Here is a 22,130-nt window from a genome sequence, read left to right on the forward strand (position 1 = left end):
GCAAGGAAGGGACGAGAGACCACCATGACCGCCGAAACTGCTGGCGCCACCGCCGCCTCCGAGACCACGTCCGCCACCGGCAGCGCCGCTTCCGGCGGCGACGGCAGCGGCCTGTACCTGGTCGACGGCTCCGGCTTCATCTTCCGCGCCTTCCACGCCCTGCCGATGCTGACGCGGCCGGACGGCACGCCGGTGAACGCGGTTCTGGGCTTTTCCAACATGCTGCTGAAGCTGCTGGCCGACGCCAAGGCGGAGGCCGTGGCCGTCGTCTTCGACAGCAAGCGCCTGAATTTCCGCAACGAGTTCTATCCCGACTACAAGGCCCACCGCCCGGAACCGCCGGAGGAGCTGAAGCCCCAGTTCGCGCTGATCCGCGAGGCGACGGAGGCCTTCTGCCTGCCCTGCCTGGAGCTGGAGGGATTCGAGGCCGACGACCTGATCGCCACCTATGCCCGTCTGGCGCAGGAGGCCGGGCGGCCGGTGACCATCGTGTCGTCGGACAAGGACCTGATGCAGCTGGTCCGCCCCGGCGTCGGCATGTTCGACCCGATGAAGAACAAGGCCATCGGTCCCGACGAGGTGTTCGAGAAGTTCGGCGTCCCGCCGGAGAAGGTGGTGGACGTCCAGGCATTGGCCGGCGACAGCGTCGACAATGTCCCCGGCGTGCCCGGCATCGGCGTGAAGACCGCCGCCCAGCTGATCACCGAATATGGCGACCTGGAAGCCCTGCTGGCCAATGCCGAGAAGATCAAGCAGCCGGCCCGCCGCCAGAAGCTGATCGAGTTCGCCGAGCAGGCCCGCATCTCCCGCCGTCTGGTCCTGCTGGATGAGAATGTGCCGCCGCCCAAGCCTTTGGACGAGCTGCGCGTGCGCGAGCCCGACCACCAGCGGCTGATCGATTTCCTGCGCGCCCAGGGCTTCCGCAGCATCGTCTCGCGCGTCGAGATGGAGATGCAGAAGGACGGACGCATCGCCGATGGCGCCGCCGGCGGGCTCCCGTCCCCCGGTTCCGTGCCCACGCCGGCTGCCAAGTCTCCGGCGCCGGCCGAAAGCCCGGCTGGTGAAGACCGTCCGGCCCGCAAGACGGTGTTGAACGTGCCGGAGGTGCGCTACGAACTGGTGCAGGACGCCGACGCCCTGCGCCGCTGGGTCGAGCGGGCGCGCGAGACCGGCGTGCTGGCGGTCGACACCGAGACCGACAGCCTGACCCCGGCCACTGCCACGCTGGTCGGCGTCTCGCTGTCGACCGAGCCCGGCATCGCCTGCTACATCCCGCTCGCCCACAAGGCGGAGGGGGCCGCCGCCGCCGGCCAGCTCGACTTCGACGCCCCGGAGCCGCCAAAGCAGATCCCGACCGACGAGGCGATGGCGATCCTGAAGGACGTGCTGGAGGACCGGTCGGTCCTGAAGATCGGCCACAATTTCAAGTTCGACCACCAGCTGTTCGCCCGCAACGGCATCAAGGTGTCGCCGGTGGACGACAGCATGCTGATCTCCTACGTGCTGGAGGGCGGCTCGCACGGCCATGGCATGGACGAGCTGGCGGAGCTGCACCTCGCCTACACGCCGATCCCCTTCAAGGAGGTCTGCGGCACCGGCAAGAACCAGATCACCTTCGACCGCGTGCCGCTGGACCAGGCGCTGGCCTATGCCGCCGAGGACGCCGACATCACGCTGCGGCTGTGGACGCTGCTGAAGCCGCGGCTGGTCGGCGACCGCATGGTCACCGTCTATGAGACGCTGGATCGCCCGCTGGTCCCGGTGGTGGCGGACATGGAGCGGGCCGGCGTGCGCATCGACAAGACGGCGCTGTCCGACCTGTCGAAGAGCCTGTCCGAACGCCTCGTCGAGATCGAGAAGGACGTCCACGCGCTCGCCGGCCAGAGCTTCAACATCGGCTCGCCCAAGCAGCTGGGCGAGATCCTGTTCGACACTCTCAAGCTCGGCACCGGCAAGAAGGGCAAGACCGGCGCCTATTCCACCGACAGCAGCGTGCTGGAGGAGCTGGCGGAGCAGGGCCATACCATTGCCCAGCGCGTGCTCGACTGGCGTCAGCTCGCCAAGCTGAAGAGCACCTACACCGACGCGTTGCAGGAGAAGATCTCGCCGGTCACCGGCCGCGTCCACACCGCTTTCGCGCTGGCGGCGACCAACACCGGCCGCCTGTCCTCCACCGACCCCAACCTCCAGAACATTCCGGTGCGGACGGAGGAGGGCAAGAAGATCCGCCGCGCCTTCGTGGCATCTCCCGGCTTCAAGCTGCTGAGCGTCGACTATTCGCAGATCGAGCTGCGTCTGGTGGCGGAGATGGCGAACATCCAGGCATTGAAGGATGCCTTCCGCGACGGGCTGGACATTCATGCCGCCACCGCCGCCCAGGTCTTCGGCATCCCGCTGGAGCAGATGACGCCGGACATCCGCCGCAAGGCGAAGGCGATCAACTTCGGCATCATCTACGGCATCTCCGGCTTCGGGCTGGGTCGCCAGCTCGGCATCGCGCCGGGGGAGGCCAATGCCTTCATCAAGACCTATCTGGAGCGCTTCCACGAGCTGAAGGTGTGGATGGAGGCGACCAAGACCTTCGCCCGCCAGCATGGCTATGTGGTGACGCTGTTCGGTCGCCGCTGCTACATGCCCGGCATCCAGGAGAAGAACGCCGCCCGCCGCGCCTTCGCCGAGCGTCAGGCGATCAACGCCCCGATCCAGGGCACGGCCGCCGACATCATGAAGCGCGCGATGAACCGCATGCCGGGCGCGCTGGCCGCCGCCGGCAGCAACGCGCGGATGCTGCTGCAAGTGCATGACGAACTGCTGTTCGAGGTGCCGGAAGCGGAGGCGGAGGATGCGGCGCGGATTGTGCGCGAGGTGATGGAGGGCGCCGCCCATCTCGGCGTGCCGCTGGTGGCGGAAGCCGGGATCGGCGACAACTGGGAAGAGGCGCACTGAGGGGGGCGATAATCCCCCTCTCCCCCCGGGAGAGGGGCGGGGTGAGGGGGATGCACAGCGAGGATTTGGTGGGGACCGGGGAGTGCGCGATGCTTGGAGATAGTCGCTCCGCGTCCCCCTCACCCTAACCCTCTCCCCGGGGGGGAGAGGGGATTGAAGTTTTTTCCTCCGCGACGATCCGCACCGGAACCCCCTTCGCCGCCGGCGTCTTCGACGCCTCGTCGTGATACCACAGCGGGATCAGCGGGTTCATCTCCGGGTAATACGCCCCGACGCAGCCGCGTGGCAGGGGAAAGGGCGTCACCGTCAGTCCGCCCACCCGGCGGTCGACCTCGTCGCCGGCATCGCTCGCCAGCGCCACCAGCTGACCTTCCTGCAAGCCGGCGGCGGCGATGTCGAGCGGATTCATCAGCAGCACGTCGCGGGTGCCCTCGATGCCGCGCAGTCGGTCGGAATAGCCGTAGATCGTCGTGTTGAACTGGTCGTTCGACCGCATCGTCATCAGCCGCCAGCGCCCCGGCGCATCCTCGAAGCCGATGGCGCGCAGCCGGCCCGGCGGGGTGAAGTGGGCCTTGCCGGACTCGGTCTTCCAGAGCCGCTCGCGCGCCGGGTTGCCGCGGTAGAAGCCGCCGGGGGTGAAGACCCGCTCGTTGAAATGATGGAACTGGTCGGGATAGGTCTCCTCGATCAGGGCGCGGATGCGGCGGTAATCGGCCACCCAGTCGTCCCAGGCCACCTTCGGATTCGGCGGCAGCGTCGCCTTCGCCATGCCGGCGACGATGGCGACCTCCGATTTCAGGTGCGGGCTGGCCGGCCTGTTGTTGCCGAGCGAACCATGGATGCAGCTGAGGCTGTCCTCCATCGTCACCGCCTGGGCGCCGCTCTCCTGCACATCCTCCTCCGACCGGCCGAGGCAGGGCAGCAGATAGGCGACCTCGCCGTTGATCAGGTGGCTGCGGTTCAGCTTGGTCGCCACCTGCACGGTCAGGCGCATCCGCGTCCAGGCCGCCTCCATCCGCTCGCGCTCGGGGATCGCGCGGACGAAGTTGCCGCCGAGGCCGATGAAGGCCTTCACCTCGCCCGACAGGATCTTCTCGCAGGCCTTGACGGTGTTCAGCCCCTCCTTGCGCGGCGGCTCGAAGCCGAACTGGCCGGCCAGCCGGTCGAGCGGCACCAGCTCCGGCTTTTCCGAGATGCCGACGGTGCGCTGGCCCTGGACGTTGGAATGGCCGCGCACCGGGGAGATACCGGCGCCGTCGCGGCCGATGTTGCCCTTCAGCAGCCACAGATTGACCAGCGCCGCCAGCGTCTCCGATCCGCGCACCTGCTGGGTCAGGCCCATGCCGTACATGGCGATGGAGCGTTCCGCCTCGATGTAGATGTCGGCGGCCTGTTTCAGATCCGCGCGGGTCAGACCGGATTCCTCCTCGATCTCCTCCCAGCCGATGGCGTCGACCCGTGCCTTCATCTCCTCGAAGCCGGCGGTGTGCTGGGCGATGAAGTCGCGGTCGAGGACAGGCTTGCCCTCCGTCTTCCGCTCCTCCTCGGCCGCCAGCACATGCTTGATCAGGCCGGTGATCGCGGCGATGTCGCCGCCGGCCTTCACCTGGAAATAGAGGGTGGAGATCTGCGTTTCCTTGCCGGTCAGCATCTCCAGCGGGCTTTGCGGGTTGCGGAAGCTCTCCAGCCCCTTTTCGCGGACGGGGTTGAAGGTGACGATCTTCGCCCCGCGCCTCACCGCGTCCTGCAACGGGTGGAGCAGGCGGGGGCTGTTCGACCCGGTGTTCTGGCCGAAGAAGAAGATGGCGTTGCAGCTGTCGAAATCGTCGAGCACGCAGGTGCCGACCGGCGAGCCGATGACCTTCTTCAACCCGACCGAGGTCGTCTCGTGGCACATGTTGGAGCTGTCGGGCAGGTTGTTGTGCCCATAGAGCCGCGCGAACAGCGCGTAGAGATATGACGTCTCCAGACTGGCGCGGCCCGACGCATAGAACACCGCCCGGTCCGGCTCAATGGCGCGCAGCTCCGCCCCGATGGCGGCGAAGGCCTCGTCCCAGCCGCAGGGCACATAGCGGTCGCCGGCCCGATCATAGCGCATCGGGTGGGTCAGCCGCCCCTGCTGCTCCAGATCATAATCCTTCCAGCCCTTCAATTCGGTGACCGTGTGCTGGGCGAAGAAGTCGGGGGTGCAGCGCCGGCTGGTCAGTTCCCAGATCGTCGCCTTGGCGCCGTTCTCGCAGAACTCGAAGGTGTGGGGCTTGGCCGGCTTCGCCCAGGCGCAGGACACGCACATGAAGCCGCCGGGCTTGTTCTGCCGGCGCAGCGTGTCGAGCACGGCGGGCGTCGGCCGCTCCTCCCCCATGATGCGGGCCATGGAGCCGACCGATCCCCAGCCGCCGGCCGGGCCGTCGTAATGCGGGGTGTCCTTGTCGTCCGACAGTCCGTCGATGCTCATGGGGGGATCTTCCGGCATTTGGGGGCAGGCTCCTGGGAGCGGCATTGCTGTTCCACTGGAATCCAACCGGCCAGGCGCCCTCCGGTTCCCGCCCCCCGCCTTTCCGGGGCCGGCTCAGCGCGTCTTCACCGCACTGGCGTCCCGCATCTCCGGTTTGGACAGTACCGCGCGCAGCAGCTCGGCGTTCCTGCGCGCTTCCTGCATCTGCTTGTCCCAGGTGGCGGCGAGGCGGGGCTGGCCGCGCTCGCGGGCATGATCGCCCAGGCGCCGGAACAGCTCCACCCGGTCCTCATGGGTGCGCAGGGCGACCCACAGGGCGTTTTCCATCGCCTCCGCCTGCGCCGCCTCCATGGCGTCGGGGCTGTAGGCATGGCCGACCTGACAGCGGAAACGCAGGACCGGTCCGTCATGGATTTCGCTCAGGCCGCCACCGCATTCCGGGCAGGACAGGGTGGTCGGCTTGCCGACCGTCTGGGTATCGTCGGACACGGTCGTGAACTCCTGCTCTGCGATCCGCGCCTCGGTCACGATGTCGAACGGCACGGGCGGGCTTGGCGGCGCCGGTTCGGCGGCCAGCCGGGACAGTAGGGCAGGCATCCGGTCCAGCGGCAAGACATGATCGGCCTCGCCGCGATTGATGGCGCTTTGCGGCATTCCCGGCCATTCGGCATCGTCCGGTTCCTGCACCACACCGATCCCGCCGCAGCGCCGGATCGCCCGCAGGCCGGAGGTGCCGTCGTCCAGCGTGCCCGACAGCACGACGCCGACGACGCGGCTGCCGAAGGCAACACCGGCCGAACGGAAAAGCGGGTCCACCGCCGGCCGGGTGCGGTTTTCCCGCGGGCCACGGCGGATCAGCACCCGGTCGCGATGCACCAGCAGATGGTGGTCCGGTGGTGCCACATGGATGTGTCCGGGACGGATCGGCTCCCCGTCGGTCGGATGGAAGGCCGGCAGCCAGCCGATCCGGTCGAGCAGTTGCGGCAGGACGCTGTGGGCGTTTGGCGTGATGTGGAGGACGACGAACACCGTCGGTGCGCACTGCTTCGGCATCCCGCCGAACAGGCGGGTGAGGGCGGTCAGCCCGCCGGCCGACGCACCGATGACGATGATGTCGCGATTTCCCATGGGTTAAGAACAACTCCCCTCTTGTCGCGTTTCACGATCCTCCGAATAATTCCGCCCATCCTTCCAACGTTTCCCGAAAAGGGCGTAGGTCTCCACGCCGCTTGAGTAGGAAGCGGGCAGACGATTATGCTCCTTCCAACACCGTACCGACACAAGACGATGACGAAGAAGACCGACGATCCCGACAGCGATTTCACCAATCTGATCCGTCACATCCAGGAAAGCCGGGGCATCGACTTCCGGGGCTACAAACGAACCAGCCTGGAACGGCGCATCCGCCGCCGGATGGAGGAGGTGAATTGTGACAGCTTCGCTGCCTACCACGCCTTCCTGGAGGCGCATCCGCAGGAATTCGTCGATCTTCTGAACACCGTCCTCATCAACGTCACCTCCTTCTTCCGCGATGCCGAAGCGTGGGAGGTGATGCGGCGGGAGGTCGTTCCCCGCATTCTGGAGCGCAAGGGCGACAAGGGACAGATCCGCATCTGGAGCGTCGGCTGCGCATCGGGCGAGGAGCCCTATTCGCTGGCGATGATGTTCGCGGAGGCGCTGGGGACGGTGCACTTCTGCCGCCGGGTCAAGATCTACGCCACCGACCTGGACGATGCGGCGCTGAACACGGCGCGCCACGCGACCTATGCGCCGCGCGACGTGGAGTCGGTGCCGGAACCGCTGCTGGAGCGCTATTTCGAGCGCACCAACAACCATTACGTCTTCCAGCGCGAACTGCGCAAATGCGTGATCTTCGGCCGCCACAATGTGGTCAGCGACGCGCCGATCTCCCGCATCGACCTGCTGATCTGCCGCAACCTGCTGATCTATCTGGAGGCCGACACCCAGGGCATCGTCCTGCCGCGGCTGCATTATGCCCTGGTCAATGACGGCTTCCTCTTCCTGGGCAAGGCGGAGACCCAGCTGGCGCGGTCGCGCATGTTCGAGCCGGTCGACCTGAAGAGCCGCATCTTCGCCAAGGTGCCGCAGGAATGGCGGCGGACCGCCGGCGGCAGCCTGTCGCTGGCCAGCGACGCCGGCGGCTCCCGCATCAACCAGCAGGCCCGGCTGCTGGAGAGCATCGTCGACAGCAGCTCCACCGGCTATCTGGCGGTGAACGCCGAAGGGCTGCTGGTGTTCGCCAACACCCATGCCCGCCGCCTGTTCGACGTCGAGGAAACCGACATCGGCCGCCCGTTCCACGACCTGACCATCTCCTACCGCCCGACCGAGCTGCGCAGCCGGATCGAGGAGGTGCGCAATTCCGGCCGGATGGTCCGCATCGAACACCAGTCCTTCAGCCGGGCGGGGTCCGAGCCGGTCCGGCTGACCATCGAGGTGGCGCCGCTTTTCAGTCGTGACGGCAAGGCCTTCGCCACCCTGCTCAGCTTCTTCGACACCAGCCGGGTCTACCTGCTGCAACAGGAGATCGAGGCGGCGCAGGAAAGCCTGGAAACCACCATCGAGGAACTCCAGTCCTCCAACGAGGAGCTGGAAACGACCAACGAGGAACTCCAGTCCACCAACGAGGAGCTTGAGACCACCAACGAGGAACTCCAGTCGACCAACGAGGAACTGGAGACGATGAACGAGGAGCTGCGCTCCACCAACGAAGAGCTGGAGGTCGCCAACGAGGAGATGCGCCGGCAGAGCGAGGAGGCGAGCGAGTATCGCCGCTATTCCGAATCGATCCTGCGCAGCATCGACGTGGGCATCATCGTTCTGGACGATAGCCTCGCCGTCCAGTCCTGGAACCGCTGGAGCGAGAATGTCTGGGGATTGCGGAACGAGGAGGTGACCGGCGAGGTTTTCCTCGATCTCGATATCGGCCTGCCGGTGCAACGGCTGCGCCGCCCGCTCCACGACATCCTGGAGACGCAGGCCCCGGTCGAGCCGGTGGAGTTGGAGGCGATGGACCGCCGTGGCCGGCGCATCACCTGCCGCATCCGCCTGTCGCCGCTGCTCTATGACAACCGGCTGACGCGCGGCGTCGTTCTGATCATCGAGGATATGACGGAACGGGCGCGGTCGGACGCCTTCGCCGAATATCTCGGGCGGATCGTCGGCGAGTCGCTGAACGAGGTCTATTTCATCGACCCCACCACCTTCAGCTTCCAGCTGGTCAATAAGGGGGCGGAGCTGAAGCTGGGCTATCCGCTGGAATCGCTGCGCCAGATCGCCCTGCACGACCTGATGCCAGACATCGATGCCGTCGCCTTCACCCGGCTGGTGGCGCCGCTGCTGTCTGGAGAGAAGGCCGAGATCGTGTTCGAGACGACCATCGAGGCTCCCGACCAGACGGTGCGTCCGATGGAGATCTGCATGCAGTATTTCGGCGAGGAACAGCCGCCGATCCTCGTTGCCATGGCCCATGACGTGACCGAACGGCAACGCATCGGTCTCGACGACAGCCGCGCGGAGCCGGTAAGCAGCTGAAAGTCCGGCAGCTTTGCGCGATGGATCAGCCAGGACTGGTCCGATGAGCTTTTCCGTAAACGATGCTGTCGGGGGGGGGGCGTGGTGCCCTGATACTCAACTCGCGTCCTATGGACTGATCGAAAGAAATAGGCCGGAACTGGGATTGACTGCGACAGTTTGGATAGTGAACTTACGCTGGTTTGCCTGACGACTTGATGCGACGTTGTTCAACTGGCGATGCCGACAGAGGCAGGGCGGAATGGCGGACGAGGATGGATTGAAGGCGGCGGACGGCGCTGTGGCCGCTGGCACGAAGGTCAGGCCGCTGATCGTGCAACCCTTGTGGGACCGCCTGGACCATGCGGTCATCGTCACCGACTGCCATCTGGACGCTCCGGGGCCGACCATCCTCTATGTCAACCGGGCCTTCACCACCCTGACCGGCTATCGGGCGGACGAGGCCATCGGCCGCTCGCCGCGCTTTCTGCAATGCCGCCGCACCGATCCCGCCGTGGCGGCGACCATCAAGCGCGACCTGCGGCAGGGAGACTCGGCGCGTGTCTCCCTGGTCAACCGGCGCAAGGATGGCAGCGACTATCTGTGCAGCCTCGTCGTCACGCCGCTGGTGGGTGTGCATGGCGAGACCGAACACTTCATCTGCGTGGCCGACGCCCTGAAGGAGGACCTGACGGAGAACCGGGCGCCCGACGCGGTGAAGCGCCTGTCGGCCGAACTGGAGCAGGCGCAGACGCTGATCGAGGATCTGGAGCGGCGCCTGACCGAGGCCGACGAGGTCATCGACCGCCAGAACCGCGAACTGGCGATCGTGACGGAACGGTATCGCGACTCGCTGGCGCAGCTGGATGCGATCCAGGAACGGCTCGCCATCCGTGAGAACGCGCTTGAGCGCCGGGGCAGGGAGTTCGAGCGGTCGGATTCCGAACTGCATGCCTCGCTGGAAGAACTGCGCGCCATGGACGAGGAATTGCGCCTCACGCTGGAGCGGATGGAGGAGGCCAACATCCAGCTGGGCCGCGCCAATGAGGAACTGCGCCGCCTTCAGGCCGCCGACGCCGACAAATTGCAGCTTCTGGCGTCGGCCAGCCACGATCTGCGGCAGCCGGTGATGTCGATGGGGCTGTTCCTCGACGTGCTGCGCAACCGCCTCGGCGCAGAGGAGCGGCCGATCATGGGCGGGCTGCTGGCGGCGCACCTGTCGATCCGCACCCTGCTGGAGGGCATGCTCGACACCGCGAGGCTCGATGCCGGGGCTCTGGAGCCGATGATCGAGCCATTGCCGATCGCCCTGATGCTGGAGATCATCCATGGCGAGTTCATGCCGCAGGCGGACATGCGCGGCCTGCGCTTCCGTGCCGTGCCCTGCACTGTGACCGTGTTCAGCGATGGGCAACTGCTGGAGCGCATCCTGCGGAACCTCGTCGCCAACGCGCTGAAATACACCGTGTCGGGAACGATCCTGATGGGCTGCCGCCGCTGCGGCGACCGGCTGCGCATCGAAGTGTGGGACACCGGCCCGGGTATTCCCGAGGACAGCCAGCAGGCGATTTTCGAGGAGTTCCGCCAGCTCGACAATCCCGATCGGGACCAGAAGCGTGGTGTCGGCTTGGGGTTGGCGATCGTCGCACGGCTCGCCCGCCGGCTCGGCCACGAGATCGGCTTGCGTTCCTGGCCGGACCGCGGGTCGGTCTTCTCGGTGATGGTTCCGCTGGCCTCGGCCGACAAACGGAGACGCCACCCTTGATGGGGAACATTGCCACTTCCGGTTTGGGGTACGGCTATCCCCATGCTCCGTGATGCCGTCCGATGGGAGGTTCATCCATATGCTGGATTGGTTCTAAGGTTGCAGCCTCGCCCGGCGTCTTGATGGGCAATGGCACTTTAGACGAGTTAAGGGGAACAAAAGTGGATCATCACGTGCAGCACGCTCATGGCTCCGCGGAAATGGATCAGGCGTCCGAGCGCCGGGACCTGCCCAGCGATCCCCTCAAGTTCCTGATCGTCGACGATCACGCCCTGGTCCGCTACGGTCTGTCCCTGGCGTTGCGGCAGCGGTACGAGGATGTCGCGATCATCGAGGCGGGAACGCTGGCCGAGGCCATGCGCAAGGCGCGTTCCGAACCGGGACTCGCCGCCATTCTCTATGATCTCCAATTGGATGACGGCGATGAGCACAGCGGCCTCGTCGAGATGCTGGAGGCGGCCGGCGACGTGCCGCTGATCGTGGTGTCCGGGGTGACCGACGGCAATGTCATCGCCTCCTGCATTCGCGCCGGCGCGCGCGGCTTCGTCCACAAGGGCTGCGAAGACACGGTGCTCGACCAGGCGCTGCCGATCGTGCTCGACGGCGGCATCTTCGTCCCGGCGCCGCCGGCCGTGCGCGGCGGCACGCCCATCCGCATTCCGCTGCCGCCTTCCGCGGCTCCGGTCCGCACCGAAAGCGATGCGGTCAGCGGCCTGACCGATCGTCAGCGCGAGGTTCTGCGGCTGCTGCTGGAAGGCCAGTCGAACAAGGAGATCGCGCGCGCCCTGGGCGTGCTGGAAGGCACCATCAAGGTGCATCTGCGCACGGTGATGCAGCGGCTGGGCGTGCGCAACCGCACCCAGCTGGCGCTCGCCACCATGAAGTCCGGGATCAAGCTGTCATCGCAATAGGCGGACGGGTGTGCGATGCGTAAGGTCAGGCTCCATAGAGAGCCTTGCCGGCAGGAGGCGTTGTGATTTGACCCCTTTGAAAGGGCTTCGCGATGACGGCCGGTCAGTTCCGGTTGACGGTGGAGCGGTTGGGCGACTGGAGCCGCTCTTCCACTTGCCCGGATGTCCACCACCGATCTTCCGCATGGCGAGAGGGGCTGCGACAGAGCCGCCGTCCACATCGCGGCAACCGTGGCACGCTGGTTCAGAAGTCCGGGCTGCCAGTCGCAACCAGCCGGCAGAATTACTCGCGGGCGGAATTTATGTCGCACTAAAAAGCTTGGCTCCACCCTATGCCAAGCGCTACTTTCCCGCACACAAGATCAATATCTGAGATTCTGGGAAAAATCAATGCTGGGTAATATAGAAAAGCCTGTCTTGACCATGCCAATGCTTTGGCAAGAAGCGGCTCAATTTGCCGAGTATGAAAGTAATATATTTGAGACAAAGCTTTTTGGTGTCACGGATGGGAAAGCTGTTGGCACTTATCTTGAGCATAAGTTTACCAATCATCTTCTTGGAATCTATAAATTCAACCAAGGAAATTCCGCTTCAGGTATTGATTTTCCTGAATTACAAGTTGACATGAAGGTTACAAGCTCCAAGCAGCCGCAATCTTCTTGTCCATACAAATCCGCGAGACAGAAGATTTTTGGTTTAGGCTATCACCTGATTGTCTTTGTATATGAAAAATATGACGACCATGAAGCCCGTACTGGGCGTCTGAATATCTTAAATACTATCTTCATCGATCGTAGCCGAACGGCAGACTACCAAATGACACGCGGCATTTGTGATATCCTTGACCGGAATGGGAATGAGGACGATCTGATAGCCTTTATGGCTGACCGCAACCTCCCCATAGACGACATCGAGGCGCAGCGGATCGCAGAGGAATTGATGAGGACGCGCCCAAATCAGGGCTACCTAACCATCTCCAATGCGCTACAGTGGCGACTCCAGTATGGCCGGGTTATCCAGGAAGCTGGAGCAGTGCCTGGTATCGAACGAATTAGGTAGGTATTTTCATGGCGCCGAGAAAGGCGAAGGCTACTTGTGAGTTTGGTGACTTTCAAACCCCCGACGAGTTGGCCTCAAATGCCGTCGCGGTACTCAAAGAGATAGGCTTTGATCCCGCCTCAGTCATCGAAGCTACCTGTGGGAGAGGGGCCTTTGTCATCGCCGCAAGCGACGTCTTTCCCGGTGCCCGTGTCTTGGCCGGAGAGGTGAACGGTCAGTATGTCGCGCACCTGAAGGACCGGCTTGCAGAAGGAGATCGGGCTCAGAGGGATGTGACAGTTAGGCACTGCAACTTTTTTGAAACTGATTGGTCAGCGGAAGCTGCCAAGCTGCCCGATCCACTGTTGATCACCGGTAATTATCCCTGGGTTACCAGTGCTGCTCTGGGAGCCATCCAAAGTTCCAATCTACCTGCGAAGTCAAATTTCCGCGGCTATGGTGGCCTTGACGCTCTTATGGGAAAGAGCAATTTTGACATCTCGGAATGGATGCTCTTGCGAAACCTGGAGTGGCTGGACGGTCGTTCCGGAGCCATCGCCATGCTGTGCAAGACGGCAGTCGCCAGGAAGATCCTCAATCACGCTTGGCGGAGCGAACTCTCAGTTAGGCGCGCGCGCATCTATGCCATCGATGCTATGGCATCCTTCGGTGCGGCCGTTGATGCTTGCTTTTTCTTCCTGGAGGTCGGGCCCGGGGGGAAGGCACGAGATTGCGATGTATTCGAGAGCCTGGGCGCCAAGGAACCGATCAATACGATCGGCTATCACGATCATCTGATAGTTTCGGATGTTGAAGCCTATCTTGCGCACCGGGACCTTTGTGGTCAGGATCCGCATTATATCTGGCGCTCAGGGATCAAGCACGACTGCTCACGGGTTATGGAGCTTACTTATACGAACTCGACGTATGTGAATGGAGATGAGGCTGTAGTCGAGATTGAGGACATTTTTCTTTACCCAATGCTTAAGAGTTCTGACTTAGGCGGAAGGAGCAGGAAAGAGCGTCGCAAGTTCATGGTCGTCCCACAGCGGGCCGTGGGAGAACCGACCGCCAGGATTGCCAGCATCGCTCCACATACCTGGCGCTATCTGCGGGACAATGCTGAGGCTCTTGGCGCCAGGGGGAGCACAATTTACAAAGGAAAGCCCGAGTTCTCAATTTTTGGTGTAGGAGATTATTCTTTCTCCCCATGGAAAGTTGCTATCTCCGGTTTCTACAAGAGTCTGGAATTCAAGGTCATCGGCCCTGTCGGCGGCAAACCTGTTGTATTCGATGATACGGTCTATTTCCTTGCATGCTGGTCGGAGGATGAAGCACGCCTGCTGCACCATCTCCTTATGTCTGAGGAAGTGCAAAGTCTTCTCGGATCGATGGTCTTCTGGAGCGACAAGAGGCCGATCACAGTGGATCTTCTCAAACGACTTAATCTACAGAAGGTAGCGGAGTGTCTCGGCGTCGAACATGAATACATGCGGCACACGTCTAAGGAACGTAAGGTGGACAGCCAGATGTCCCTTGCATTGTGAATAGCCGCTGCCCTTGGGGTGCGGTTCCACAAAGAGCCTTGCCCGCGGAGAGGCATTGTGTTCGTCGAAGATGAAAGGGGCTTAGCGATAAGCGGTGGTCAGTTCCGATGCAGGCGCTCGCCACCATGAAGTCCGGGATCAAGCTGTCGTCATAGTTCGGCGCCCGGAAGCGGCCTATCGCGGTGTCGGGCCGATGCCGCGCTGCTGGGCGGCATCCAGCAGGCTGACCAGTTCGCCCGACACCCACCAGCGGCAGCGGCGACGTTCCTCGGTCGCGACGGTCACGACCCGCTCGATCAGCCTGCTTTCGCCGGGGTTCAACTCGCGGCCGTCACGCAGGGCGCGTTCGGTGATCCCCAGCAGCGTCTTGTCGATGGCCGTCACCTCGATCGGATAGCCGGTCTCCTCCGCCAGTTCGCACAGCTCGGCCATGGCGGCCAGCGCATCCTCGCGGCCATAGGCGCCGATCTGCCGGAACAGGCCGGCCAGATGCTCGCCGATCGCCGTCAGCCAGGGGTTGGTGGAGGCGGCGATGCCGCGGCGGCGCAGGCGGTGGTTGAAGCCGTTGATGAAGCGCACCGCGTCGATCAGCGGCCGGGCCGAGCTGCTGGCATTCAGCGTCAGCAGCCGGTGGCTCAGCACCGGCACCACCTCTCCCTCCACCAGCCCGGTGGTCCGGCCGACGGCCGCCGCCACCGCCGCCCAGTTGCGGCCGCCACGCTCGACGCCGAAGCCCTGCAAGGCGTCGTACCAGCGGAAGGCGCGCTCCTGCAAACGGTCCACCGTCTCGCCGGCGGTCAGCTGCGGCGGGGCGGGGCGGCCGAGATGCTGGTCCTCCAGCTTCTGGCGCAGGCATTGCCAGGCGAACTGCACATGGCCGACGGCCGCCTCGACCAGCAGCGGGTTGGGCGACATGCCGTAAAGCGCCAACGCCTGATCGGGATCGCGCGACCCGTTGATCAGGGCGAGGGCGTACTGCATTGCGCCGTCGACCGTGCCGCCGTCCGTCAAACCACGGTCCGCCATCCCCGACACGGCGTGCAGGATGCCGATGGTGTCGCGCGGGCGGACGGCACCCTTCCACAGCGGCGCATGGTCCAGCATGGAATCCAGCATCGCCAGATCGCCCATCGACAGCGGCGCCACGCCCGACAGTCCACGCTTGCGCAGCAGCGCCAGCCGTTCGGCGTTGGCGGTCGCCAGCAGCGGTCCGGCCCCGCCGCGCTGGCGCAGGACGGCGAGCGAGCGGACGCGCAGTTCCTCCGCCCAGTCGGCGGCGGCGGGGGAGGCGAGGACGGATTCAAGCGGGTGCTCGCTGGCGCGGCCGGCGATGTCGGTCTGCACCCGTCCGGCCAGCTCGCGCATATGCGGCAGCAGGGCGAACCACCAGGCGCTCGCGTCGACCACATGCATGCAGCCCGGCGGCCGGCTTTCCGCCAGCATCAGCGCGTCGGCGCGCAGCATCACCGGATCGAACCAGCCGGTCCAGATGCGGCGCGCATGTTCGGTGCGCGGGCCGTTCAGCATGGCGACGATCAGGCGGCCGACCTCCAGCGTCATCTGGTCGTCCTCCAGATGGCCGGCCTGCACCAGCTCGAACAGTTTGGATTTCTGCGCCCGGTCCAGCGGCGCCAGGATCGCCTTCACCTTGTCCAGGCTGACGGCAGCCGGATCGGGTTCCACCGCGCGGAGCGGTATGGTCTGAAGGGAGGCGCTGCGGTTGGGGCGGCCGGCCATGGCGTTCACGGGCGCTGCTGAATCGCGGAAATTTTATTTACTGGTATGAATGATTGCTACTGGTATGTCGTGACATATTCTGTCGAGCTGTGTCGGAGCGGTCGGAAGCTGAACCGCCGCCGCTTTTCGCCATCATGCGAACGCAAATGAAACGAGATGTATCAAATACTTCCTAAATTTATTTCATTTAAGCGCTAAATCGTACCTTCACACCCGTCTGCCGCGCACTCATTATCCGTCCAGGCATTGCCTCCAGCATCAAGGCGCTCACATGGTTCCGCAGCAGATCGCCGACACCACCCCCAGGTTGTTCAAAGTCATGGCCCCAGTCGACTCCCGCAAGGTTGAGCAGGTCGAGCCCGAGCAGGCCGTGGACGATTTCGTCGCCCGGCTCGCCGGGGCGGGCCTGTCCGCCGAAGAGCGCACCGAGGCTTACGAGGCGGCGCTGAAGCACCTGATGGGGCATCTGATCCGTCAGGAAGGCTGGCTCGCCGAGGAGTTCACCGCCGCCGCCCGCGCGCTCGGCGCCTACTGACCGGTTACTCTGCCCCGAGGCCGCCCGTCCTGTTGAGGACCGGCGGCCTTTCTGCGTTTTGGGCATGAGAGTGAAGATGCCCTGACTCCCCCTCTCCCCGGGGGGAGAGGGCACTTTGGGCGTCTGTCCCACCCTCATCGCTCGTTGAAGCTGTCGGACAGGGCGAAGTAGATCGGCTTCAGCAGATATTCCAGCAGCGACCGCTCGCCGGTGGGCAGTTCCACCTGTGTGGTCATGCCGGGCAGCACCGGATGCCGGGCGTCGTCGCGGCCGACATGGTTGCGGGCGAGGGCGATGACCGCCTTGTAGTAGGGGCGGTGCTGCTCGTCCAGGAAGGTGGAGGCGGAGATGCGCAGCAGCGTGCCGGTGATGGCGCCGTACCGCGCGAAGTCGTAGGTCAGCACCTTGACCGTCGCCTCCTGTCCGACCTGGAGATGGCCGACGTCGCGCGGGGTGACATGCGCCTCCACCGTCATCTCGTGGTCGACCGGGACGATCTGCATCAGCACGCCGCCCTCCGGCACCACGGCGCCGATGGTGTTGACCCGCAGGTCCTGCACCAGCCCGCGCACCGGCGACAGCACGGTCAGGCGCTCGGCGCGGTCGTCCAGCTTGGCGCGGGCCTCGCGCAGCTGGGCGATCTCGGCGGTGACGGTGCCCATCTCGGTCACGGCGTCCTGCGACAGCTTGGCCGACTGGTCGAGGATGCGGTTGGCGGCCTCGGTGATCGCCTGCCGGGTGGCGATGATCTGCCCCTCGATCCGCCGCTGCTCGCCCATCAGGCGCGACTGCTCGCGCTGGGTTTCCAGCGATTGCAGCTTGGACGACAGGCCCATCGATTCCAGCCGGTTGCGGATGTCGACCGAGCCGGTGATGAAGGTGATCTGGTCCTTGATGCTGGCCAGCTGCCCTTCATACAGCGCCAGTTCGGCCTCGCGCTGCGACACCTGGGCGCGCAGCACGGCGATGGCGGTGTCGCGGGCCTGCCGCTGGGTCTCGTAGATCAGGCGCTGGTCGGCGATCTGCGCCTCCGCCTGCGGCGTATCGGGACCGCCGACGCCGGCGAAGTCCGGCGTGCGCCCGGCGGCGAAGGCGCGCAGCCGCTCGGCCCGCAGCTCCAGCGTCAGCAGGCGGGCATTCATCTGCTCCCGTTCCGCCTGGACCTGCTTGGGATCGAAGACGATCAGCGGCTGGCCGGCCTCGACCAGATCGCTTTCCTTGACCAGGATGGACGACACGATGCCGCCCTCCAGATGCTGGACGACCTGGGCATTGCCCGACGGCACCACCTGACCGGCGGTGACGACGGCCTCCTTCACCGGCATCAGCGTGGCCCAGGTCAGCAGGGCCGCCATCAGCAGGACCAGCACGAGGATGGTGGCGCGGACCAGCGACAGCGTCGCATCGTCGGCGCTGAGCGATTTGCCGGTGGGGCGGGCGAGGTCTGAAGCGGCCATCTTGCGGTTCACACGGGAAGGAGGAAAAAAGCGAAAGGCGTCGGCGTCCGGTCGGCGCCCGGTCAGCGTTGCGGCGTGGCGGCGACGCCGGGCGGGCGTTGCAGTCCGATCCCGCCGAGCAGCGCCCCGGCGATGCCGTTGGCGACGCTGTTGCCGCCACCGGCCAGACCGCCGCCCGGACCGACCGGCCGCGGACCGGGCAGGCCGCCGGCCGTGGCGGGGGCGATCATGCCGGCATCCATGGTCAGCACCGTGTCGGCCAGCGTCAGATGGCTTGGCCGGTGGGTGACCAGGAAGATGGTGCTGTGGCCGCGCAGGGCGGCCAGCGCCGCGTGCAGCGCCTTGTCGCCCTCGAAGTCCAGCCGGCTCGCCGGCTCGTCCAGCAGCAGGATGCGGGGACGGCGGATATAGGCGCGGGCCAGACAGATCTTCTGCGTCAGGCTGGGCGACAGGCGCAGCGACTGGTTGTCGCCGATGCGGGTGTCCAGCCCGCGCGGCAGCGCCTCCACCTCGTCCAGCGCGCCGGCCAGCGACAGCGCCCAGCGCAGTTCCGCCTCGTCGGCGGTCTGGTCGGCGAAGCGCAGATTCTGCGCGATGGTGCCGTAGAACAGCGAGCTGGCCTGCGGCACATAGCCGATGGACTTGCGCAGATCGACCGGGTCCATCTGGCGGATGTCGACGCCGTCGACCCGCACATTGCCGGCCTGTGGAGCGTAGAGCCCCAGCATCACCTTCAGCAGCGACGACTTGCCGGCGCCGTCCGGTCCGACGATGGCGACGATCTGCCCCGGCTTGACGGTGAAGCTGACACCGACCAGCGCCGGGTCGGCATCGTTGCGGTAGCGCAGCGACACGCGGGAGAACGACACCTCGCCCTTCAGCCGGCGCGGCTGCAGGGTGGCGCAGCGCGGCTCGCGCTCCGGACGGATGCTCATCAGCCCATTGATCTGGCGGGCGTTGGCGCGCAGCTGCTCGATGCGCGGCAGCATGGAGACGGCGGTCTGCAACGGCACCATCACCCGCCACAGCAGCATCATCGACGCCATCAGCGCGCCCGGCGTCATGGTGCCGGCGAAGACCTGCATGGCGCCGACGCCGACGGTGGCCAATCCTGCGACCGGCACCACCAGACCGGCCAGCGCCGCATGGGTCGCCGAGAGATTGGCGGCGGTGTGGCCCGACCTTGCGGTGCGGGCCGACAGCCGGTCATAACGGTCGCGCCAGTGCGCCAGCCCGCCGATGGCGCGCAGCGCCGGCATCTTGGCGACCATCTCGACGAAGAATTCCTGCCGCTCGGTGTCGGCCCGCGCGGTGGTGCCGGTGCGGGCGCGCACCAGCGGGTGGACGGCGGCGCCGATGGCGGCGGTCACCAGCACGGCGGCCAGCGGCACCAGGGCCAGCGGTCCGCCCAGCACCCCCATCACGCCGAGATACAGCAGGGCGAAGGGGACGTCGAACAGGGCCGCGACCTGCCCCTGGCTGATGAAGTCGCGGATCGATTCCAGATCCTTCACCCGGGCGATCTGGGTGCCGATGGCCGCCCGCTCGCTCATGCCCACCGGCAGCATCAGGATGCGCTCGATGGTGGCGTTGCTGATGCTGCGGGCGATGCGTGACCCGGCATGGGCCAGCGCCCGGCCGCGGATCTGGCGCAGGGCGAAGTCGCCGGCAATCACCAGGAAAGCACCGACGGCAATCGTCGCCAGCGTGTCGAAGGACCCGGTGCCGATGACCTTGTCATAGACCGCCATGGTGAAGAGCGGGGCGGCGACCGACAGCACATTGATGACCGCGCTCAGCCCCAGCACCGCCCACAGCAACGGGAAATAGGCCTGGATGACCGTGCCGACCCAATTCTGGCTCCCGGCGCCGGCGGCGGTCTCCAGCGGGGTGAAGACGTAGGCGGTTCCCTTGCCGTAACTCAGCGTCACCGTCTCGCGCACCTGGCCGCTGAAGGCGGTGACGCCGTCGGCATCGGCGGAGAGCAGGGTATAGATGCGGCCGTCGCGGGCGCGGAACAGGCACGGCAGCAGCGACGGCTCCGGCCGGGCGAGGTCGAAGCGCAGGCTGCGTCCGTCGAAATGCAGGCGCTGGAGGACATCGCACAGCTCCTCCACCGTCTGCACCTCGGAGAAGTGGGGCAGGGCCTCCGCCAGCGTCTGCGGTGCGCCGCGCCAGCCCAGCGCGTCGAGCAGCGGCACCATGCAGGCGCCGACCGCCGAGGCTCTGGCCAGCCGGCGGCGCAGGATGTCGGCATCGTCATGGGCGGCGCGGATCGGTTCCGCATCCGGTTTGGCGGCGTCTTCGTCCGCCGGGGCGGCGGGGGGGAGGCGACCAGGACCGGCTGTCCGACGATGCCGCCAGGGGTGCTCTCGGCCGCCGGATTGCGGGTGACCGCATGGCCGTCGACGATCTGCACCACCCGGTCCGCCAGCGACAGCAGCGACGGGCGGCTGGTGACCAGCAGGATGGTGACGCTGCCGCGCAGCTCGTCCAGCGCCCGGCGGAACGCCTTGTCGGACTCGACGTCGAGGGAGGAGTTCGGCTCGTCGAGCAGCAGCACGGCCGGCTCGCGGACCAGGGCGCGGGCAAGGCAGATCATCTGGCGGGCGCCGCGGGGCAGCGCCTCCTGCGAGGCATCGCCGACGATGGTCTCGTATCCCTGGGGCAGGCTGGCGATGCGGCGGTCGAGGCCCAGGCGCCGGCAGACCTCCATCGCCAGATCGGCCCGGCCGGGGTCGAACAGCGTGAGGTTTTGCAGGATGGTGCCTTTGAACAGTTCCGGATGTTCGCCGACATAGACGACGCCGCCGATGCCGGTCATGGCGTCGGCTTCGGCGAGGGGGCGCATGTCGGTGCGCACACCGACCCGCACCGCGCCGGCGGTCGGGCGCAGCACGCCGAGGATCAGGCGTAGCAGGGTCGTCTTGCCCGAACCGTTGGTCGCCAGCACGCCCAGCAACTCGCCCGGTCCGACGCTCAGCGACAGGCCGCTCAGAATCTCCGGTCCGCGGTCGTAGGCGAAGCGGACCGCGTCCATCTCGATGGAACCGGCGGCCGGCGGCGTGGCGAGCGAGCGCTCGCTTTCCGCCATGCCGCCGCTGTGCCGCTGCGGAGCGGCGCCGTCCGCCCCGACCTCCAGCAGGACATGGCCGATGCGGCGCAGGGCCAGCGACACCGACTGGTAACGGACCCAGCGGTCGAACAGCGCCTGCACCGGCTGGACGCAGCGACCGGCCAGCATGGAGCAGGCGGTCAGCACGCCCGTGGTCATCGCCCCGTCGATCACCGACACGCTGCCCAGCAGCACCACCAGCATCATCGTCGCCTGCGCCAGCGTGGCGGCGACGACGGAGGCCGAGCCGCTGAGCCGGGCGACGGCGAAATCCTCCTCGCTGCACCCCTGTTGCAGGCGTTCGTGGCGGCGCAGCAGGCCGGCCTCGGCCCCCAGCCCCTTCACGGTGTGGACGCCGCCCAGCACCTCGCTGATGAAGTTCAGGCGCCGCTCCTCCAGCGTGTGGCGGCTTTCCAGCGCCCGGCGCATCCGCCGTCCCAGCACGGCGCCGACGATCAGGAACAGAGCCAGCACCGCCACTGGGATCGCCGCCAGCCAGCCGGCCAGCAGGGCGATCAGGCCCAGGTAGAGGACGGCGAAGGGGATGTCGATGGCCGATTGCAGCGCCTGGCCCGAATAGAATTCGCGTACCAGCTTGATGGCGCGGTAGACCTCGAAATGGGTGCCGATGCCCTGCTGCGAGAAGGTGTTCAGCGGCATGTTCATCAGCCGGTCGATCAGCGACGCGCTCGACCGGTGCTCGATCCTCGCTCCCATCCAGGTGGTCAGAGCCGAGCGCGCGACCCGCAGGATGGCCTCCATCACCGCCGCCGCGCCACAGCCGATGCCGAGCAGGAGCATGGTGCCGTAGGACTCGTTCGGCAGGATGCGGTCATAGACGTGCAGCAGGGTGACCGGCAGGGCCAGCCCGAAGATGTTCAGCGCGAAGGAGGCCAGGATCAGCATCGCCCGGTCGCGGCGCGGCCCCAGCATGCCGGACAGCAGGCGACGCGCGGCCTTCTCGGCCGCCCGGTCGCGCTTGACCTGATCGCGGTTGGCGCCATTGCGCCCGGTCCGGGCGGGCGCTGTGGCTTGGGGGGTGGGCGGGGCTGCGGCTTGCAAAACGACCAACCTGTTCACGGGATTAACC

At 66.2% G+C, this 22,130-nt stretch carries 13 protein-coding genes; 7 read left to right on the forward strand and 6 right to left on the reverse strand.

The features are described 5' to 3' along the window. Nucleotides 1-24: 24 nt before the first annotated feature. Nucleotides 25-2,946, forward strand: a complete 2,922-nt coding sequence (gene polA / locus E6C72_RS19750) for a DNA polymerase I (protein WP_109085764.1) — start codon at nucleotides 25-27, stop codon at nucleotides 2,944-2,946. A gap of 124 nt (nucleotides 2,947-3,070) precedes the next feature. On the opposite strand, the gene E6C72_RS19755 is transcribed toward polA, so the two are convergent. Then, nucleotides 3,071-5,401, reverse strand: a complete 2,331-nt coding sequence (locus E6C72_RS19755) for an FdhF/YdeP family oxidoreductase (protein WP_199228748.1) — start codon at nucleotides 5,399-5,401, stop codon at nucleotides 3,071-3,073. Between the two features lie 114 nt (nucleotides 5,402-5,515). Further along, nucleotides 5,516-6,529: a chemotaxis protein CheB gene (locus tag E6C72_RS19760; RefSeq protein WP_109085763.1), complete on the reverse strand. Its 1,014-nt coding sequence runs from the start codon at nucleotides 6,527-6,529 to the stop codon at nucleotides 5,516-5,518. A gap of 159 nt (nucleotides 6,530-6,688) precedes the next feature. Between E6C72_RS19760 and E6C72_RS19765 the strand changes: the two genes are divergently transcribed. The 5 genes from E6C72_RS19765 (at nucleotide 6,689) to E6C72_RS19785 (ending at nucleotide 14,196) form a co-directional block, all read left to right on the forward strand. Beyond that, a complete protein-coding gene (locus tag E6C72_RS19765; RefSeq protein ID WP_109085762.1) occupies nucleotides 6,689-8,956 on the forward strand; it encodes a CheR family methyltransferase in 2,268 nt (755 codons plus the stop codon). Nucleotides 8,957-9,197: 241 nt separating this feature from the next. After that, nucleotides 9,198-10,700, forward strand: a complete 1,503-nt coding sequence (locus E6C72_RS19770) for an ATP-binding protein (RefSeq protein ID WP_247875703.1) — start codon at nucleotides 9,198-9,200, stop codon at nucleotides 10,698-10,700. A gap of 200 nt (nucleotides 10,701-10,900) precedes the next feature. After that, nucleotides 10,901-11,611, forward strand: coding sequence for a response regulator transcription factor (locus E6C72_RS19775; protein ID WP_109085761.1), 711 nt, complete (start codon nucleotides 10,901-10,903; stop codon nucleotides 11,609-11,611). Nucleotides 11,612-11,773: 162 nt separating this feature from the next. Continuing rightward, nucleotides 11,774-12,670, forward strand: a complete 897-nt coding sequence (locus tag E6C72_RS19780) for a hypothetical protein (RefSeq protein ID WP_199228747.1) — start codon at nucleotides 11,774-11,776, stop codon at nucleotides 12,668-12,670. An 8-nt stretch (nucleotides 12,671-12,678) separates the two neighbouring features. After that, complete coding sequence (locus E6C72_RS19785) at nucleotides 12,679-14,196, forward strand: SAM-dependent DNA methyltransferase (protein ID WP_136700810.1); 1,518 nt, start codon at nucleotides 12,679-12,681, stop codon at nucleotides 14,194-14,196. Nucleotides 14,197-14,370: 174 nt separating this feature from the next. On the opposite strand, the gene E6C72_RS19790 is transcribed toward E6C72_RS19785, so the two are convergent. Further along, a complete protein-coding gene (locus tag E6C72_RS19790; protein ID WP_109085758.1) occupies nucleotides 14,371-15,933 on the reverse strand; it encodes a hypothetical protein in 1,563 nt (520 codons plus the stop codon). 319 nt (nucleotides 15,934-16,252) lie between these two features. On the opposite strand from E6C72_RS19790, the gene E6C72_RS19795 reads away from it, so the two are divergent. Next, nucleotides 16,253-16,468: a hypothetical protein gene (locus E6C72_RS19795; protein ID WP_109085854.1), complete on the forward strand. Its 216-nt coding sequence runs from the start codon at nucleotides 16,253-16,255 to the stop codon at nucleotides 16,466-16,468. Nucleotides 16,469-16,602: 134 nt separating this feature from the next. On the opposite strand, the gene E6C72_RS19800 is transcribed toward E6C72_RS19795, so the two are convergent. The 3 genes from E6C72_RS19800 to E6C72_RS32330 form a co-directional block, all read right to left on the reverse strand. Next, entirely contained in the window at nucleotides 16,603-17,925 is a 1,323-nt protein-coding gene (locus E6C72_RS19800; protein ID WP_109085853.1) for an HlyD family type I secretion periplasmic adaptor subunit, read from the reverse strand. Nucleotides 17,926-17,987: 62 nt separating this feature from the next. Further along, nucleotides 17,988-19,868 (reverse strand): peptidase domain-containing ABC transporter, encoded by a 1,881-nt coding sequence (locus tag E6C72_RS32325; protein WP_371298449.1) that lies wholly within the window; start codon nucleotides 19,866-19,868, stop codon nucleotides 17,988-17,990. Beyond that, nucleotides 19,853-21,973: a peptidase domain-containing ABC transporter gene (locus E6C72_RS32330; protein WP_247882148.1), complete on the reverse strand. Its 2,121-nt coding sequence runs from the start codon at nucleotides 21,971-21,973 to the stop codon at nucleotides 19,853-19,855. The genes E6C72_RS32325 and E6C72_RS32330 overlap by 16 nt, the downstream gene beginning before the upstream one ends. Nucleotides 21,974-22,130 lie beyond the last annotated feature (157 nt).

It is taken from the genome of Azospirillum sp. TSH100, assembly GCF_004923295.1.
In the GTDB taxonomy this organism is placed as follows: Bacteria; Pseudomonadota; Alphaproteobacteria; order Azospirillales; family Azospirillaceae; genus Azospirillum.

Coding starts and splice junctions, on each gene's coding strand:
- polA (WP_109085764.1), top strand. CDS start 25: ATGACCGCCGAAACTGCTGGCGCCACCGCCGCCTCCGAGACCACGTCC.
- E6C72_RS19755 (WP_199228748.1), bottom strand. CDS start 5,401: ATGAGCATCGACGGACTGTCGGACGACAAGGACACCCCGCATTACGAC.
- E6C72_RS19760 (WP_109085763.1), bottom strand. CDS start 6,529: ATGGGAAATCGCGACATCATCGTCATCGGTGCGTCGGCCGGCGGGCTG.
- E6C72_RS19765 (WP_109085762.1), top strand. CDS start 6,689: ATGACGAAGAAGACCGACGATCCCGACAGCGATTTCACCAATCTGATC.
- E6C72_RS19770 (WP_247875703.1), top strand. CDS start 9,198: ATGGCGGACGAGGATGGATTGAAGGCGGCGGACGGCGCTGTGGCCGCT.
- E6C72_RS19775 (WP_109085761.1), top strand. CDS start 10,901: ATGGATCAGGCGTCCGAGCGCCGGGACCTGCCCAGCGATCCCCTCAAG.
- E6C72_RS19780 (WP_199228747.1), top strand. CDS start 11,774: ATGTCCACCACCGATCTTCCGCATGGCGAGAGGGGCTGCGACAGAGCC.
- E6C72_RS19785 (WP_136700810.1), top strand. CDS start 12,679: ATGGCGCCGAGAAAGGCGAAGGCTACTTGTGAGTTTGGTGACTTTCAA.
- E6C72_RS19790 (WP_109085758.1), bottom strand. CDS start 15,933: ATGGCCGGCCGCCCCAACCGCAGCGCCTCCCTTCAGACCATACCGCTC.
- E6C72_RS19795 (WP_109085854.1), top strand. CDS start 16,253: ATGGCCCCAGTCGACTCCCGCAAGGTTGAGCAGGTCGAGCCCGAGCAG.
- E6C72_RS19800 (WP_109085853.1), bottom strand. CDS start 17,925: ATGGCCGCTTCAGACCTCGCCCGCCCCACCGGCAAATCGCTCAGCGCC.
- E6C72_RS32330 (WP_247882148.1), bottom strand. CDS start 21,973: ATGCTGGGGCCGCGCCGCGACCGGGCGATGCTGATCCTGGCCTCCTTC.